15 protein-coding genes and 1 pseudogene are annotated in these 15,929 nt (G+C 65.8%); 8 read left to right on the top strand and 8 right to left on the bottom strand.

Features of this window, described 5'->3' with window-relative positions; genetic code table 11:
* Positions 1–286: 286 nt before the first annotated feature.
* Positions 287–2,557, bottom strand: coding sequence for a maltose alpha-D-glucosyltransferase (gene treS / locus ACFVVK_RS11340; protein WP_390266515.1), 2,271 nt, complete (start codon positions 2,555–2,557; stop codon positions 287–289).
* 142 nt (positions 2,558–2,699) lie between these two features.
* On the opposite strand from treS, the gene ACFVVK_RS11335 reads away from it, so the two are divergent.
* A complete protein-coding gene (locus ACFVVK_RS11335) occupies positions 2,700–3,290 on the top strand; it encodes a hypothetical protein (protein WP_390266514.1) in 591 nt (196 codons plus the stop codon).
* A 111-nt stretch (positions 3,291–3,401) separates the two neighbouring features.
* On the opposite strand, the pseudogene ACFVVK_RS11330 reads toward ACFVVK_RS11335, so the two are convergent.
* From ACFVVK_RS11330 to ACFVVK_RS11320, 3 genes and pseudogenes are all read right to left on the bottom strand, one after another.
* Positions 3,402–4,962: pseudogene (locus tag ACFVVK_RS11330) on the bottom strand (APC family permease).
* On the bottom strand, positions 4,959–5,999 hold the full coding sequence (locus tag ACFVVK_RS11325; RefSeq protein ID WP_390266513.1) for an agmatine/peptidylarginine deiminase: 1,041 nt from the start codon (positions 5,997–5,999) through the stop codon (positions 4,959–4,961). Before ACFVVK_RS11325 ends, ACFVVK_RS11330 begins: the two are co-directional and overlap by 4 nt.
* Positions 5,996–7,036: a nitrilase-related carbon-nitrogen hydrolase gene (locus ACFVVK_RS11320; RefSeq protein WP_390266512.1), complete on the bottom strand. Its 1,041-nt coding sequence runs from the start codon at positions 7,034–7,036 to the stop codon at positions 5,996–5,998. The genes ACFVVK_RS11325 and ACFVVK_RS11320 overlap by 4 nt, the downstream gene beginning before the upstream one ends.
* A gap of 224 nt (positions 7,037–7,260) precedes the next feature.
* Between ACFVVK_RS11320 and ACFVVK_RS11315 the strand changes: the two genes are divergently transcribed.
* The 3 genes from ACFVVK_RS11315 (at position 7,261) to ACFVVK_RS11305 (ending at position 8,989) form a co-directional block, all read left to right on the top strand.
* On the top strand, positions 7,261–7,749 hold the full coding sequence (locus tag ACFVVK_RS11315; RefSeq protein WP_390266511.1) for a GyrI-like domain-containing protein: 489 nt from the start codon (positions 7,261–7,263) through the stop codon (positions 7,747–7,749).
* A gap of 105 nt (positions 7,750–7,854) precedes the next feature.
* A complete protein-coding gene (locus tag ACFVVK_RS11310; RefSeq protein WP_390266510.1) occupies positions 7,855–8,157 on the top strand; it encodes a DUF4193 domain-containing protein in 303 nt (100 codons plus the stop codon).
* A gap of 259 nt (positions 8,158–8,416) precedes the next feature.
* The gene (locus tag ACFVVK_RS11305) at positions 8,417–8,989 is read left to right on the top strand and encodes a hypothetical protein (RefSeq protein WP_390266509.1); all 573 of its coding nucleotides are present in this window, start codon (positions 8,417–8,419) and stop codon (positions 8,987–8,989) included.
* Positions 8,990–9,018: 29 nt separating this feature from the next.
* Here ACFVVK_RS11305 and fliW read toward each other — a convergent pair whose 3' ends face one another.
* Genes fliW through ACFVVK_RS11285 form a run of 4 tightly spaced genes read right to left on the bottom strand, consistent with a single transcriptional unit; the run spans position 9,019 to position 12,223 of the window.
* On the bottom strand, positions 9,019–9,423 hold the full coding sequence (gene fliW, locus ACFVVK_RS11300; RefSeq protein WP_390266508.1) for a flagellar assembly protein FliW: 405 nt from the start codon (positions 9,421–9,423) through the stop codon (positions 9,019–9,021).
* Positions 9,420–10,304, bottom strand: coding sequence for a flagellar hook-associated protein FlgL (flgL, locus tag ACFVVK_RS11295; RefSeq protein WP_390266507.1), 885 nt, complete (start codon positions 10,302–10,304; stop codon positions 9,420–9,422). The genes fliW and flgL overlap by 4 nt, the downstream gene beginning before the upstream one ends.
* Positions 10,305–10,308: 4 nt before the next feature.
* The gene (gene flgK, locus ACFVVK_RS11290) at positions 10,309–11,724 is read right to left on the bottom strand and encodes a flagellar hook-associated protein FlgK (protein ID WP_390266506.1); all 1,416 of its coding nucleotides are present in this window, start codon (positions 11,722–11,724) and stop codon (positions 10,309–10,311) included.
* A gap of 10 nt (positions 11,725–11,734) precedes the next feature.
* Complete coding sequence (locus ACFVVK_RS11285) at positions 11,735–12,223, bottom strand: flagellar protein FlgN (RefSeq protein ID WP_390266505.1); 489 nt, start codon at positions 12,221–12,223, stop codon at positions 11,735–11,737.
* Between the two features lie 337 nt (positions 12,224–12,560).
* On the opposite strand from ACFVVK_RS11285, the gene ACFVVK_RS11280 reads away from it, so the two are divergent.
* The 4 genes from ACFVVK_RS11280 (at position 12,561) to ACFVVK_RS11265 (ending at position 15,849) form a co-directional block, all read left to right on the top strand.
* Entirely contained in the window at positions 12,561–13,415 is an 855-nt protein-coding gene (locus tag ACFVVK_RS11280; RefSeq protein WP_390266504.1) for a flagellin, read from the top strand.
* 193 nt (positions 13,416–13,608) lie between these two features.
* A complete protein-coding gene (fliD, locus tag ACFVVK_RS11275) occupies positions 13,609–14,940 on the top strand; it encodes a flagellar filament capping protein FliD (RefSeq protein ID WP_390266503.1) in 1,332 nt (443 codons plus the stop codon).
* A complete protein-coding gene (gene fliS, locus ACFVVK_RS11270) occupies positions 14,937–15,491 on the top strand; it encodes a flagellar export chaperone FliS (protein WP_390266502.1) in 555 nt (184 codons plus the stop codon). Before fliD ends, fliS begins: the two co-directional genes overlap by 4 nt.
* Positions 15,484–15,849, top strand: a complete 366-nt coding sequence (locus ACFVVK_RS11265) for a hypothetical protein (RefSeq protein ID WP_390266501.1) — start codon at positions 15,484–15,486, stop codon at positions 15,847–15,849. The genes fliS and ACFVVK_RS11265 overlap by 8 nt, the downstream gene beginning before the upstream one ends.
* Positions 15,850–15,929 lie beyond the last annotated feature (80 nt).

Here is a 15,929-nt window from a genome sequence, read left to right as displayed (position 1 = left end):
CGGCGCCTGGACCTACAAACACTCATCCCCAACCGGGGACCTTGCCTGGCGTTCACCCCTGGGCCGGGAATACCACACCGAAGCAGCCCCATTCGATGAACCCCGCCACCCGCCCCAGCAGCCAGACCCGCCGCCCTTCTAGCCTGGCCCCTCGCCCCCTCCAGGGCCTAGGTGTATTGCCCTGGGCCCTCGAAATCGTGCAGGACCGCGCGGCCCGCATCCCGGTTACGGCGGAAGGCGATCGCCGCCGTCGGCAGCTAACCCAGGCTGGCCGTGCGGGACTTTGCTACGGACGGTCACCCTCTTCTGTCAAAAGCAGGGCCGTCCCCTGGTAAGCGGGCAGTTCGAGGAAGAAGCTGTGCAGATCATCCACTTGCCCGACTGCCGTCCCGGTGAACAGGTCTTGCACGTTCGCGCCGGGCGGCAGGTGGCTTGATTGAATGCTGCCCGCGATGTCCTGGCCGGAGAAATTCAGTGCGGTGACCTGGAGTGCACCGCTCCCCAGCCGGGTGACCATGACCAGCAGGCCACGGTGGGAAACGTCCGGAACATCGAGCAGGGCACCTGTGGCTATTCCGTTCTCTTCGCGCACGGCCAGAATCCGCTGGAGGCGCCTGGCGAAAGAGGCGGGATTCTGGAGCTGCTGGGGGAGTGATCCGTAGAGGCTGCGGGCGCGCGGCATGCCGGACGAGGAGGCCTCCGCATCCGGGCTGGTGCCCATGATGTCGTGTGCCCCGCGGTTGATCCAGCGGGTGTCACCCTGAACGGTAAGTTCTTCGACACTTTCTCGGTCAAGAGCTGTGATGCCGGCAAGGTCCCAGCCGGAAAGCGCGAAGACGCCGGGTTGAAGGGCGTTGTACATCGCCAGGAGCATGTGGACGTCCAGGACCTGCGCCTCCACCTCCGGTGTCATTGCTTCCGGATCCTGCACCCCCAGCGCCGCCATAATGAAGCTCACCGTCGTGCAGGCAATGCCGTTCGTCGTGAACACCGCGTTGTAGGGCGCGTTCTCGCCCGTCAGACGCTCCCGCAGCGTCTGCTGAACCTGTTCGGCGAGTTGTGCCCCGGTGAGTTCCGTCCCGTTGAGTTCGAACACTTCGTCCTTGTGCCCGGCGGCGAAGTGCATGAGCTCGTAGGTAAGTTCGTCGTGGTTTTGCAGTGCGTGGACCAGTGAAGCCTGGTCGACGCCGATCTCCATGGACAGACGGAGGGTCAGCCGCAACAACTCGGTATCGGCGGTGACTAGCGCGTAATGGTACGCGGGCCGGGTGATGAAGTCGTAGGAAAGGTCAGGGCCCGATTCGGAGGTCATCTTGATGTCGTCGATGGTCAGGTTCAGCTCTTGGAAGGAGAACCCGCCGACCTTGCGGATCATGGATCCGATGAGCTGGTTGGCAGCCTCGGACAGCGGATGTCCCTCAGACCACCCCGGCTGCTCTTCGGCACTCTTTTCCACACCGAGGAAGCCATTGGCGTCCAGCCTGAGCGCTCCGGTACCCAGGTCCACCAACGAATGCAGGGCGTCGCCGACGACCAGGCGCATCCCGGCGAAGGTCGGATCCAGCCAGTTGATCGAGGGCTGCCCGGCCTTGAAGTAGTGCAGGTAGACCCAGCGGCGGGTTTTGCCCGCTGTGTCAATCACCGGTCGTGTTGCGCTCCAGTTGGTTTCTTTGACTCCGGGTTCATAGAAGATGACCCGCTGCAACCGGCCAATGATGTACCCGGCCCGCTGCAAGGCCTGTTCGGAGTCAGGGCTTAGATTAACCGAGTCCTCGCCTTCGGGGACGTCAGGCAGCAGGTGCCAGTCCTCCTCGGGGATATCAATCATGTGATAGATGCCCGGGTAGTCGCGGAAATTCATTTCTGCGAGGCGGAAGTCCGCGCCCTTCCCGGTGTGGCCGGGAACGATGTCATCGATGACGGTCCCGCCATGGTCTGCGGCGACTTGGCACATCCGGCGGAATTCATCCTCGGTGCCGAACACCGGATCAATCGCCATGCTGATCCGGTCAAAGTGTCCGTCGACGCTCGGCGTCTGCGACCAGCCGCTGATGCCTCCGGCGAGTTTGACGGGCCCTGTGTGAAGTCCCCTGATTCCGATCTCCCGGAACGCGTCCCACATCTCCGGGTCGCCCAGAGCAGAGAGGAAGGACTGGCCGGGGCGGGTAATGAAGGACAGGGGATAAGCGGTAAACCACACCGGCGCACGCTCAACGGCCGCCCTGGGATTGGGATGTGCGTAGGAGTTCTGCCACATGCTGGCTTGCCCCGAAAGTTGCCGGGCCAACACGTTGGCGTCCCCCAGCATTGCCTGATTACGCAGCCACTCCACGTAGGCCGCGTTGCGCCCGTCAAATTCAAAAGATGGCTTGGCGGCAAAGAACTGGCGTCTGCGGGCCACCGGCCTCAGGGCCTTGGGACGGGCGGGATAAAATTGCTCGTCGTAATTGATGTCCGGTTCCACTGCTGATTCGACGGCAGCCGAATCGTGCGCCTCACCCTCACCGGCAACGCTGTCCGATCCCGAAATGTGCTCGCTGGTGCTCGATTCCCGCATGGAGTCCTCTTTCTTCAGGTTGTTCCCATGGTGCCATGCACGTTCCCAAGAACCTCGTACCCTTGCGCACCCGAACTATTCGCACGGTCCCGAAGCGACGCCGTGTCGACGCCGTGTCGGTGCCCCGGCTTAGGCTGATCCTGTGAATCCCACGCAGCCTTCAGCTCCCGCCGACGTCGTCGGGCTCTCCGGCCCCGCCGAGTGGTGGCAAGTTGTGGGTGCGCTCGGCCCACTGGCAATCCTGCTCAGTGGCCTCGTGGCCGCACTCATCAGCTTCCTTGTCCTGCGCCAGCGGACCAACGCCGACGCCCTGGAGCTCATCCAAAAGACGAGGGCCGACAGCCGGGCTGAATGGTGGCGGCGGACGCAATGGGCGCTGGACCGTGCGCTTGACCAGAATGACGACACGAAGGCACTGGGACTGGGGGCACTGGCCGTCCTCGCCCAGAGTGAGCTTGCCAGCGCAGAAGAGCTTGAGCTGCTCGACATCGCCTGGAAAGCCGTCAATGGGGAAAAGCCGGACAACGGGGAAAAGCCCCACGCCGACCTCGACCGGGCCGTGGCACCGGAACGGAGCGAGGCGGCTGCCCCGGGCCGCACCTCGAGGCCGCCCTCTGCTGCCTCCGAACAACGGGTCCGAGTGGCAGCCGCCAGGCTGCGCGTCGTCCTGGACGGCCGCCTGGGACGGCTGACGCCGGCCAAGACCAAGGCACTTTCCAAGGCTGGGTTCTAGAGCGCTCCCCGCATTGACGCGAAACCCGGCATTGCAAGCAAAAGTCGAGCGGCCCTGCTCCCGGAATCCCGGGAGCAGGGCCGCGCAGCCCATGCACGAAAGATCCGGTGGCTACTCCGGAACCACCAAGGCCGGGGTGTCCTGCCGGATGGTTTCGCCGCGGAAGAAGCCCGGATGCAGTTTCGCGGTCACCAGCATCACCGCGACGCCCAGGGCGAGGATTCCGACGCCCAGAATGAACACCAGGCCCACGCCGAAGACTTCAGAGCCGCTGCCGAATTCCGGTGCCCAGCTGTCCACGGCGGTCTGGATGAAGACCACGGTGAGGACCAGACCGCCCAGCACCGGGAACAGCAGCCGCAGAAAGAAGTTGCGGACGCTGGAGAACAGGCTGTGCCGGAAGTACCACGTGCAGGCGAATGCGGTGAGGCCGTAGTAGAAGCAGATCATCAGGCCCAGGGCCAGGATGGTGTCATTAAGGACGTTCTCGCTGACCACCTTCATGACCGCGTAGAAGCCGCCGGAGATCACGCCCGCGATCACCGTGGCGTAGCCGGGGGAACCGAAGCGCTTGCTGACCGACGCGAAACGCGGCGGCAGGGCACCGTAGTGACCCATCGCCAGCAGGCTCCGGGCGGGGGAGGCCATGGTGGACTGCAGCGACGAGGCGGTGCCGGAGAGGACGGCGAGCGACATCAGGATGGCCAGCGGGCCCATCACCGGCGAAGCCAGCGCGGCGAAGATATTCGACTGGTTGTCCGGGTTGTTAAGGCCGATGCCGTCGGCGCCCGTGCCGGCCACCATCATGGTGGCCACGATCACGGCGAGGTAGAGGGCCAGGACGGCGACCGCCGTCGTCGTTCCCCGCGGTGCCCCGGCCGCCCTTCGTTTCCTCGTTCACGGTCAGGCACACGTCCCAGCCCCAGTAGACGAAGACGGCCAGTGACATGCCTGCGGTGAACTGCTCGAAGCTCTCGATCTTGGCGGGGTTGAACCAGTCCCAGCTGAACGCGAGGGAGGGGCCGGCGTCGCCGGACGCTGCGTGCGTGAGTGCCATGACGATGAAGACGCCCAGGACCAGGACCTGGAATCCGACCATGCTGTACTGCACGAGCTTGGTGGCGTGCAGGCCGCGGTAGCTGACCCAGACGGCGAGAGCCACGAACACGAGGCACGTGACGATGTTAAGCGCCGTGTTGGAAGTCAGGTCCGCGAGCTCGGGGTTGTTGAACACCTGTGCCAGAAAGAGGTAAAAGAAGTCCACCGCGACGCCGGCCAGGTTGGACAGAACGATGATGTTGGCGGCGAGCAGACCCCAGCCGCCCATCCATCCGACGAACGGGCCAAACGCTTTGGTGGCCCAGGTGAACGTGGTGCCGCTGTCCGGGGAGTCGGCGTTGAGCTCGCGGTAGGCAAATGCCACCAGGATCATCGGAATGAACGCGACAATGAAGATCGCGGGCAGCTGCACGCCCACGGCGCCCACGGCCGGCCCGAGCGAGCTGGTGAGGCTGTAGGCCGGGGCAACGGAGGAAATGCCAAGGACGACGACGGCGAGCAGGCCCAGCTGGCCGCCCTTGAGACCCTTTCCGGTGATGCCGTGTTTGGAGCCGGCCGGATCGATGACGTCGTGGCCGGTGGTGCCGTCTTTGCGGCCGATTGTTTGACTCATGGCTGACCTGTCTTCCGGGAGGCGGACGGTTGCTGTTGGGTGATGCAGTGGATGCCGCCGCCGCGGGCGAAGAGCTCGCGGGCGTCGATGCCGACCACGGTGCGGCCGGGGTAGGCGTCGCCGAGGATGCGCAACGCTTTTTCGTCCATCGGGTCGCCGAAGGTGCAGGCGATGATGCCGCCGTTGACCACCAGATGGTTGATGTAGCTGTAATCGACGAAGCCGTCCTCGTCCCGCAGGATGTCCGGGGCGGGGACTTCAATGATGTTCCATTCACGGCCGGCCGCGTCCCTGGTGCCGGCGAGGTGGCTGATGATGTCCCGCCTGACGTCGAAATCTGGGTGGGCCGGGTTCTGCTGGGAATGGACCAGCAGCGTGCCCGGCGACGGGATGGCCGCGACGATGTCGACGTGGCCCCGCGTGCCGAACCGTTCCGAATCCCGGGTCAGCCCGCGGGGAAGCCAGACGACGTGGCTGGCGCCGATGGTCCGGGCCAGTTCCGCCTCGACGTCGGCCTTGCTGAGCCCGGGGTTGCGCCCCGGATCCAGCTGCACGGTCTCCGTGACGAGCACCGTGCCTTCGCCGTCCACGTGGATGCCGCCGCCCTCGTTCACCAGCGGCGACACGAGATGACTGGCCCCCGAGCGGGCCGCGACGGCCGCCGCCACGAGCGAGTCCTTGTCCCAGGCGGCCCAGTCCTGGCCGCCCCAGCCGTTAAAGACCCAGTCGACGGCGCCGAGCCGGGCGCCATCCAGGACGAAGGTGGGGCCGATGTCCCGCATCCAAGCGTCGTTGAGGGCGGCCGGGACCACCTCCACGTCGGGGTGGAGGTAGCGGGCGGCGGTCGCGACGTCGTCAGGGGCCACCAGCATGGTGACCGGCTCGAACTCGACGACGGCGTTCGCGACGGCGGCCCACGCGGAGCGGGCGGCGTGGGCTTCTGCCGCGGTCTCGCCCAGGGTGTAGCCGCCGGTGGGGAACGCCATCCAGATGCGGTCCTGGGGCGCCGTTTCGGCGGGCATTCGCCACGTGTTCATGCGGTCGCCTTCTGCGCACTGGTCTCATACGGGGCGACGCCGAGCGGGGTGTCCGGGCGCACGGGCTCGGTCAGCCGGGCGTAGGTGTCCGGGCGGCGCGTGGCGAGAAAGGGGAAGAGCGTGAGCCAGTCCCGGCGCTGGTCGAGGTCGAGGTCGGCGACGAGCACGGCGGATTCGTCCCGGGGCGCCTGGGCGAGGATCCGGCCGTAGGGGTCGGAGATGAAAGAGGATCCGTAGAAGTTCAGCGTGCCTTCGCTGCCGTGGCGGTTCGGGACCACCATGAAGAGGCCGTTGGCAATGCCGTTGCCCACGATGACCTGCTGCCACAGCGGCTGGGTGTCGAAGTCCGGATGGTCCGGCTCGGAGCCGATGGCGGTGGGGTAGACCAGAAGTTCCGCCCCGCCGAGGGAGTAGATTCGCGCCAGTTCGGGGAACCACTCATCCCAGCAGGTGGGCATGCCCAGCCGTGCCCCGCCGAGTTCTGCGGGGGAATGGATCTCGTAGGCGTCGTCCGTGTCCGGGCCCTGGCGGAAGAACTTGTCCTCGTAGTAACCGGCCGTGACCGGGATGTGCAGCTTGTGGGTGCGTCCCAGCAGTTCGCCGTCGGGGGACACCAGGATGGCGGTGTTCAGGCCCAGGCCGTCGTCGGCTCCGTCCGGGTTGTCCGCCTTCTGGTACAGCGAGGCGTGGACGCAGACGCCGTTGCGCCGGGCCGCGTCGGCCGCGAAACGGAACGTGGGGCCGGTGAACAGGTCCTCGGCGATGTCCGACGGCCGCGGACGGGTGGCGTCTCCGCGGTCAAGGTCGTTTTCGGGAAGGGTATCCGCCGGGTAGCGGGACAAGGTGAGCTCCGGCAGGAAGACGACGGCGGCTCCCAGCCCGGCGGCCCGCGCGATGCCGTCGTCGAGTTCGGCGCGCAGGGCGGCGGCGTCAGGCTGCCAGCGGTGCTGCACGACGCCGACCCGCAGCGCCGGGCGGCTCGAAGGTTCGGTCCGGGCGGGGGAGGGCGGGCTGTCGAGGGCGGTGATTTCGATCATGGCTACTCCAGTGAGACGGGCGTCACATAAATGAATGGTGTTCATTTAGTATTGGGGTGACTGGGTCCGGAGGCAAGACCTAATATGAATAAAGTTCATTTATTTATTGCCCCGGCCTGCCCGCGGTCTGCCTGCCTCGCGGAACTGACCCGATTTGTGCGAGGACGTCGGGCGCGGGCCGTAAGCCTCTAGGCCGGGAACGGGGCGCGACAGACGCTGGGCCTATGGATGAGGGGAATGCGGGTTTGGCGCGGGAGATCACGCGCGCCCAGCTCACGGAGCAGCCGACGGCGGTGGTGCGCGAGACGGTTCCGCTGAACGCCTTGCGGGCCTTTTTTGATCGGGCCTTCGGCGCCGTGATGGGCGTGGTTCAGGAGCAGCATGCCCAGTTGGCCGGGCCCCCGTTCGCGCTTTACCGCGGGATGCCGACCGACGTCGTCGACGTGGAAGCCGGGTTCCCTCTTGCCGCGCCGGTCAGTGGCGGGGGTGACGTGACCGTCATTGCCGGCGTCCTCCCCGCGGGACCGGCGTACGAGGCGCTGCACGCCGGACCTTATGGGTCGCTCCAGCAAACCTACGCCGCGATCTTGGCGCGGATGCGCCAGGACGGAGTCAGCCCGGCGGAAGCGATGTGGGAGTACTACCTCAACGACCCCGGCGCCGAGCCGGACCCGGCAAAATGGCAGACCTTGGTGGTTTGGCCGGTCGCCTGATTGTCTGATTGGCCACACTATTCTTCAACTCCCTGCATAATGTCCTAAACTGCTTCACTGAGGTGCCTGAAATGGCGCTGCGCAGCAACGAAAGTGAACCCCGATATGGCTACCGATTACGACGCCCCACGCAAGACAGAAGAAGAATCTCCCGCTGAATCGCTGGAGGCCCTTCAGGCGTCCCGTGGCGGCGCCGCCCAGACTGCTGTGATCGACGTCGATGAGAACGACACCGCGGAAGGCATCGATCTGCCGGGTGCGGATCTGTCCGGCGAAGAGCTGACCGTCATTGTTGTTCCCGAGCAGTCCGATGAATTCACCTGCTCCTCCTGCTTCCTGGTCCGTCACCGGTCCCAGGTCGCCCTGGAAAAGAACGGCATGAAGTACTGCCGCGATTGCGAAGGCTAAAAGCTTCCGCCACGAAGCGCCGGACCCGCGAGGGTGCCGGCGCTTCGTGCTTTCCTACCGGTGCCGGTGCCGGTGCCGCTCCGCGTGTTATCTGTTCGTGAACGAAGATCGCGGAACGTCTCCGGGAAATCTGTCCGTGATCAGCAGCGGGCCCGCTTAACAGTTGGGCGCCGAAACGGCTGCGGGCCTCGCCCGCCGGGCGGGGCACGCCTAACCTGAAAGGGTCTGATCCCGCTGGCCGTCCCGCCAGACTCAGGGAATGGCAGCGTCGAAGAAGGTTCCGTTGAAGAAGTTTCAGGCATTGATTGCAGCGGTGCTGATGGCCGTGGGTCTCGGAGTCCTTGCGCCGGCCCCGGCCGCCGCCGCGGACCCGTACTGTGGGCAGGCCTGGGGTTCGCTGGCCAAGACAGATCCGGCGATGAGCCAGGCGAAGGTGGTCGATGTCCGGACCGGACAGCATTACTGCTTTGACCGGCTGGTGATTAACCTCAACGGCAAGGTGGCCGGCTACACCGTGCGCTACGTGCCGCAGGTGGTGCAGGACGGCTCCGGGGTGCCGATCCCGCTGCGTGGCCAGGCGTTCATTCAGGTCACCGTCAATGCGCCTGCGTATGACGACGCCGGGAAGCCCACCTACAACCCGGCGAACAAGAACGAACTCTCGAACGTGACCGGTTACCAGACATTCCGGCAGGTGGCCTGGGCGGGCAGTTTCGAAGGCTACAGCAGCCTCGGCGTGGGCGTCCGTGCACGGCTGCCGTTCCGGGTGCTGAGCCTCCCGGGCCCGGATGCCGGCTCGCGCCTCGTCGTGGACGTGGCCCACTTCTGGTGAGTAGGGGCCGGGCCCGCCGGATTGGCCGGCTAGAGCGAGCCCAGTTCGGCCCGCAGCGGGTAGTCCCGGCCGTCCAGCACGAGCTGGATGCAGCGGCCCGTGGCGCGGTTGAGAACGATCGGCGCCATCAGATTGACCGTCGTGGAGCCGGGCGAGTGGTTGACCACGATCAGCACCTGGGGTTCCCCCCGTTCGCCGAACGCCAGTGCTTCCAGCGCCGCCGCCGGGATCGGCGGGGCATAGCTGGGCGCGAACACGGCGGCATCGGCCAGGAACAGCCGCACCGGTGTGGGTCCTGCCTCCAGGGCGTACAGTCCGGCAGCGCCCTCGACGCTGCGCAGCGAGAAGTTGTGCAAATCCTCGAAACCCGGCATGGGTGCGGCGAACGTGACAGGCAGGCTTGTGACGGGAGTGTCCATGACCGGTGCGCTCACCGCAGGAAGTCCATCAGGGTGGGCTGAAGTACCCTCGCCGTCGCGGCAAGGGCCACCTGGTAATTCGTTTCCTGAAGCTTCAGGTCCATGATGACGCTGCCAAGATCCGCCGTCTCAATGCCCGTCTTCTGTGCGTCCAAGGAGGCCTCCAATTCGGTGTTGACGTTGCCGGCGCGTTCCAGCTGCGCCTGACGGGTTCCAATCTCAGAACGGCCGTTCACGATCATCTTAAACGCGGTGTCCACCTGGCCGACCCGGGACGAAATGTCCGTCCCTGCCCGCAAGTCGGCGGCCAGCTGACTGACGGTATCGAAGACCGAGCCGGCGCCGCTGCCGAAGATTGTGGCACCGTCAGCGTCGACGCGGACGGTCTCGGTGGCGCTGATGCGGCGCCCCACGGGGCTCTTGGGCTGCCCGTCGAGCGCCGGTGGCGTGCCCGTGAAGGCGCTGGCGGCATCCGAGCTGCCGGCAAAAATGTTGCGTCCTAGGTGCTTGCTGTTGGCGATCGAAACCAGATCCTTGTTCAGGGAGTCCAGCTCGTTGGCGATCGCGTCCTTGCCGGACTGGTTGAGCGTTCCATTGCCTGCCTGGACAGTGAGGTCCTTGATCCGCTGCATCACGTTAGTGGCCTGTTCCAGTGCGGAGTCCGCAGCTGTTAGCCACGTGTTGCCGTCGTCGATGTTGCGGCCGTACTGGGCGTTGGCGGCGAGGAGGGCGCGGGTCTCGAGGGCCTGCGCGGTGGCGGCCGGATCGTCCGAGGGGCGCGAGATCTTGCTGAGCGAGGAGGCTTTGTCCTGCAGCTCGGCCAGCCTGGATTGCTGCGCCTGCAGCGTCCGCTGGGCGGCCGCGCTCATGGTCAGGTTTGTTACCCGGTTCAGCATGTGACTACCTTCCTACCAGTCCGGTGCGGTTGATCAGGACGTCGAGGGCCTCGTCGACGGCGGTCATCACGCGGGCCGCTGCCTGGTATGCGTGCTGGTTGGTGAGGAGGCTGACGTTTTCCTCATCCAGGCTGACCGATGCCTGGGAGGCACGGTCGGTCAGCGCCGAGGTCTGGGCCGCCGTGGTGAGTGCCTCGTGCTGCTGTGCGCCGCGGGACTGCACGCCGATGCCCGTGACGATGCCCGACCATACCTTGTCCGGGGAGCCTGCACCGGTGCCGAGCTGGGAGATGCCGTCTGCGATGCTCGTGTCCAGCGCACCCTTGTTGGGCTTCTTCAGGGCGATGTCAACAGTGCTCGCCGGCGCCTTGATGCCCAGCGCGGCGGGGCCGGTGGCGCTGATCGAGAAGAACTCTGCATTTACTGCGCCAGTTCCGGTTTCGCCGAGCTTGTGAACGTCATTGACGGCCTTGGCCAGCGTGAGCGCGAAATCGTTGTAGGACTGGGCCGCTTCGGCAATGGCGCCACCCGATCCGCCGGAGGCGGGTGCCAGCACCGACAACGCGCCGGCGATCTCGCCACCGTCTAGCGCTGCCGTCCCACTGGGGTTGGTCCAGTCGATGCGCGGGGCGTTGCCTGCTGCCTGGTTCATGGATGTTGCACCGGCCAGCACCAGGGTCCGGACGGACCCGCCGGTGACCAGGGCGTTGCCGCCTACGAGAACATCCACGGTGCCGTCGGGTTGTTCGCGGACGGCACCGCCGGCGAGGCGCGCGATTTTGTCCGTGAGTTGGGCCCGGGCGTCGATGAGCTCATTTGCTGATCCGCCCGCGGCCAGTGTTGAACGGATGGTCGTGTTGTAGGCCGCAACCTGGGCTGCGGCGGCGTTTACAGCGTTGACTTTGTCGGCGGCCTGGGCGCGGACGCTGCTCCACTGGGCATCCAGGGCCTGGTACGCGGAGGAGATCTTGTCCGTCACGGAGCCGGCGGCGTTCAGGAGCAGCCCCTTCGGGCCGTCCTCGGAGGGCTGGTTGGCGGCCGCTTGCCAGACGGACCAAAAGCCCTGCAGCGCGGTCGAGATGCCGTTCTCGCCCGGTTCCTGGAGCACGCCTTCAATTCCCTGCAGCGCTGCAGAGCGAACACTCGCATAGCCGGCCTGAGCACTTGCGGAACGCACAGCGCCGTCGAGGAAGCTGTTGCCAAGCCGTGCGATGGCGTCCACCGAAACACCCTGACCGGGCTGCAGCGGGCCGCCGCTGAAGAGCCCCCGGGCGGGCGCGGCCAATGACGACTGCTCTACACGCTGACGGGTGTACCCCTCGGTGGCGGCATTGGCGATGTTCTGGCCTGCCAGGTTCATCCCCTGCTGGGCGGCAGTCAGCCCGCGGTAGGCGGTGTTCAGGGCGCCGAAGGTGCTCATGGTCGCTTCCTTAGAATTGCTGGTCGAAGATGCGGGAGCCGGCGGGCTGGCCGGTCTTGCCGCTGGCGTCGTAAGTGCCGGCTGCCACCGCGGGATTCAGGTCGGCGAGCGACTCCTGCGTGGAGCGGACGGCAGTGCGCAGGTACTGCTCGTTGGAATCGCGCAGTTCCTTGATCAGTGCGGTCTGGCGGGTCAACGCCGTCAGGTGGGCGGTGAGGACCTCGGCCCAAGCGCTTTCCGGAGCTGCGGCCGCCAGTTCGCCGAGGGAAGCGTCCGTGGGCAGGCCCCAGGTTTCGGCGACGACGGCGGCCTCGATGGTGCGGGCCAAGCTCGCCTGGGAGAGGTGCCCCAGCACCTGTTCCACTTCCTTGGTCCCGTGGGGGAGCCACCGGGACTTGCCGGAGGTGAGCAGCAGCTGCTCTTCCTCCAGTTTGAAGGTGAGAACGTCCAGGAGTTCACGCTCCCGCCACAGCAGGGCTGAAAGTTCGTGGATGGCCATGGTCCGGACGGCTCCTCTTAAGTGACTGATGCGACTGGCTGGTGCATTCCTGCCGGGGCGTCTCAAGCATCGTGCGGACGATGCAGCCTTCAACAGGGTTCGTAGAAACTATCGGCAGGGGAGTGGAGTCCGTTAGCAGCGGGTGGGCCACAATCCGCCGGATTTGTCGAGTCACGCGAGGGGGGCCGCGCGCGAAGTCTGCTGAGGCGCGCTGCTTTGAGTGTCCATTAAACATTTTTCGAATTTTGGCTTACCAGCACTCACTCAACGGCGATAGCTACTTCTGAAGGCCCACGGATGGGCCATCGCTTACAGTCCCACTCACGGAGGAAATACCATGGGCTTCGTTATCAATAACAACCTTGCGGCAAACAACACTTACCGCAGCCTCAACGCTACGCAGAGCGACCTTTCCAAGTCGCTGGAGAAGCTGTCCACCGGCCTGCGCATCAACCGCGCTGGCGACGACGCAGCAGGCCTGTCCATCTCCGAGGGCCTGAAGGCTCAGGTCACCGGTTCGGCTCAGGCCGCCCGCAACGCCCAGGACGGCATCTCGGTCATCCAGACGACTGAAGGCGCCCTGACTGAGGTTCACTCCATCCTGCAGCGCGTGCGTGACCTCACGGTTCAGGCAGCCAACGACTCGAACAACGATGACGCCCGCACCGCCATTGGCGCGGAAGTCAAGGCCCTCGGCTCGGAGCTGGACCGCATGGCCAAGACCGTCAACTTCAACGGTATCAACCTGCTGGACAACTCGGCCGGCGAGGCCGGCGATGGCAAGCTGAAGCTTCAGGTTGGCGCTGGAACCGGAGCGGATTCGCAGATCACTGTTGACCTCAACTCTGTTGCAGGCGAAGACGTTGGAACGATCGCCACGGCGATTTCTGGTCTGGACCTCACCAAGGCTTCCACTGCCAACGCCGCTCTTGCCACGATCGACACGCACATCCAGGGTGTTTCCACGGCGCGCGCCAACCTTGGTGCAACCCAGAACCGCCTCGAGCACACCATCAAGTCGCTTAACGTTGCCGGCGAGAACCTGCAGGCTGCCCAGTCCCGCATCGCCGACGTCGATATGGCCGCCGAAATGGTCAAGTTCACCAAGGCCAACATTCTGTCCCAGGCCGGCACCGCAATGCTGGCCCAGGCAAACCAGTCCAGCCAGGGTGTTCTTTCGCTCCTGCGCTAAACCGGTTCCGGCAGACCGGCAGTCCAGAAGCTAGTGAGTCTGCCACCCTGATCGGACGAAGACACACCCCCGATCACCACGCTGCGTAAGGGCCGGACGATGGCAAAATCATCGTCCGGCCCTTACGTGCAACACGGATATTTGAAAACAGCACCACCAAAAATGCAGATTTCGACAGCAAGGAGAGGCAGCGATGGGTATCTCACTCGACGGACTGGCCAGCGGGCTGGACACCACCGCCCTTATCAGCTCCATCATGCAGTCCGAGGCCCTCCCGCAGACCCTGCTGAAGAACAAGTCCTATGACATCCAGTCCATGGTGTCCGCCCTCCAAGGCCTCAACAGCAAGGTCGCGGCGCTGGCGACGCAGGCCACGGCCGCCGCCAAGCCCGGCGCCCTGGACCTCTACACCGCGACCACGAGCAGCGACAAGGTCACCGCCACAACCACCGCGGCGGCCAAAGCCGGATCCATCGACTTCCAGGTCACCAAGCTGGCACAGACGCAAGTCACCGTGACGCCCAAAGTGAACGCCGTGGTGGGGTGGCCCTACACCACCATGACGATCAACAGCGGGGGCAAGGACTATACGATCGAGCCGCTCTCGAGCAACTTGGACGACGTCGTCAAGTCTGTCAACGCGGCTGGCGCCGGTGTAACTGCAACAAAGGTCGACGTCGGCGGCGGAGACTTCCGGATCCAGTTCACCGCCACGAAGTCCGGCGCGGCCGGCGCGTTCACCATCAGTGATCCGGGCTCCACCTTTACCGACGTCAAAGCCGCCCAAGACGCAGAGATTTCACTCTGGCCAGGCACCACCGCGGCGCAGACAGTGAAGTCCTCGACGAATACCTTCACGGACCTCCTGACCGGCGTGTCCATAACCGCCAAGGACCTGACCACCTCCCCCGTAACGCTGACCGTTTCCCGCGACGACGCCGGCATCACCAAAGTCGCCTCCGACCTCGTGGACGGGGTGAATGGCATTTTCTCGCTCGTGGCAAGCAAGAGCGCGGTCAGCACCACCACGAACACCAGCGGCAGCACCACCTCAGCCGGGGTCTTTGCCGGCGATAGCACCGTGCGCTCGGTGAACCAAAGCATCCTCTCGGCCGCGTCACTGCCGGTCGGCACTCCGCCGAAGTCGCCGTCGGAAATCGGCATCAGCATCACCAAGACCGGCACCATGGAATTCGACGGAACCAAGTTCGCGGCTGCCCTCGCCGCCGATCCCGCGGGCACTGCCGCCAAGGTGCAGGAAATCGCCGGGCGCATCGCCACCGCCGCCACCGCGGCGTCGGACAAGTACACCGGTACCCTGACCACCACTATCACGGGCCAGCAGTCCGAGGTCCGCGACCTTGCCGACCGGATCAGCGACTGGGACACCCGGCTCGCCTCCCGCCAGGCCACGCTCAAGAGCACCTACTCGGCCCTTGAGGTGGCGCTGAGCAACATGAAGGCCCAGCAGACATGGCTCTCATCCCAGCTCGCCGGCCTCTCCACGGGAAGCAGCTCATCATGACCACTAACGGCTTCGGCTTCGGCTACGGCGCCGGGGGCTTCGGCAGCGCAGCCCAACGGAACCAGTACCTCGAAGATTCCGTCCTCTCGGCGCCGCCCGCCCGGCTGCTTACCATGCTCTACGACCGGCTCCTGCTGGATCTGGGCCGGGCCGAGACGGCGCAGCAGGCGGCAAACTGGCCCGTCGCTTCGGACAATCTCCTGCACGCGCAGGCCATCATCGCCGAGCTCATCTCGTCCCTGAAGACCGACGCCTGGGATGGTGCCGACGGGCTGCTCGGCCTCTATAACTACGCCTTCACGGCTCTGGTGAACGCCAACATCCAGCGCGATCCTGCCTTGACCCGCGAAGCCATCGACCTGCTAGAACCCCTGCGCCAGGCCTGGCACGAGGCCGCGGCAGCCGTCCCGGTGCCGGCCGCGGCAGGCCAGGGAACCGCTGCAACCCCCGCACGCGCAGGGTTCGCCGTCGCAGCCCCCGCCGCCTTTTCGGCAGCCGGGGCATGGAACACCCAGCCAGGAACAGGCGGCGGGAGTCTCGGTTTTGGCTGAGCAGGCTGACCCCGACGCGGACAACGCCCTGGCCGCCTGGACGGCTGTCCTGGACATGCTCGAAATGGCTGTCCACGCCGCCGAGCGGACCCTGAAGGATCCGCTGGGACCGCTGTCCGCTGCGACCGGGTCCGTGGCGGAGCCGCGGCCCGAGAAACGCTGGTCGCCCCCGTCACTGTCGGGACCCGTGCCGGACGCCGCCCGGCGTCGCGCCGTAGCCCTGGCAGCCGCCCAGGAACGCGTAGCCCTCCGGCTGGAAGAGGCCAGGGTAGGAGTTGCCCGTCAGTTGCAGGCGGTCTCCTCGGTGCCCGGGGTAGGGGAGTCCTCCGGTGCCGTGTACCTGGACGTAAACGGCTGAGCATTCCAGCCCGTAACACCTCGCAAAAATACTGCCCAGATTTCTCCTAACGGCACGCTGACCAGTGCCGATAACCCTTG

It is taken from the genome of Arthrobacter sp. NPDC058192, assembly GCF_042883665.1.
Classification (GTDB): Bacteria; Actinomycetota; Actinomycetes; order Actinomycetales; family Micrococcaceae; genus Arthrobacter.
This window is presented reverse-complemented; position numbering and strand designations above follow the sequence as displayed.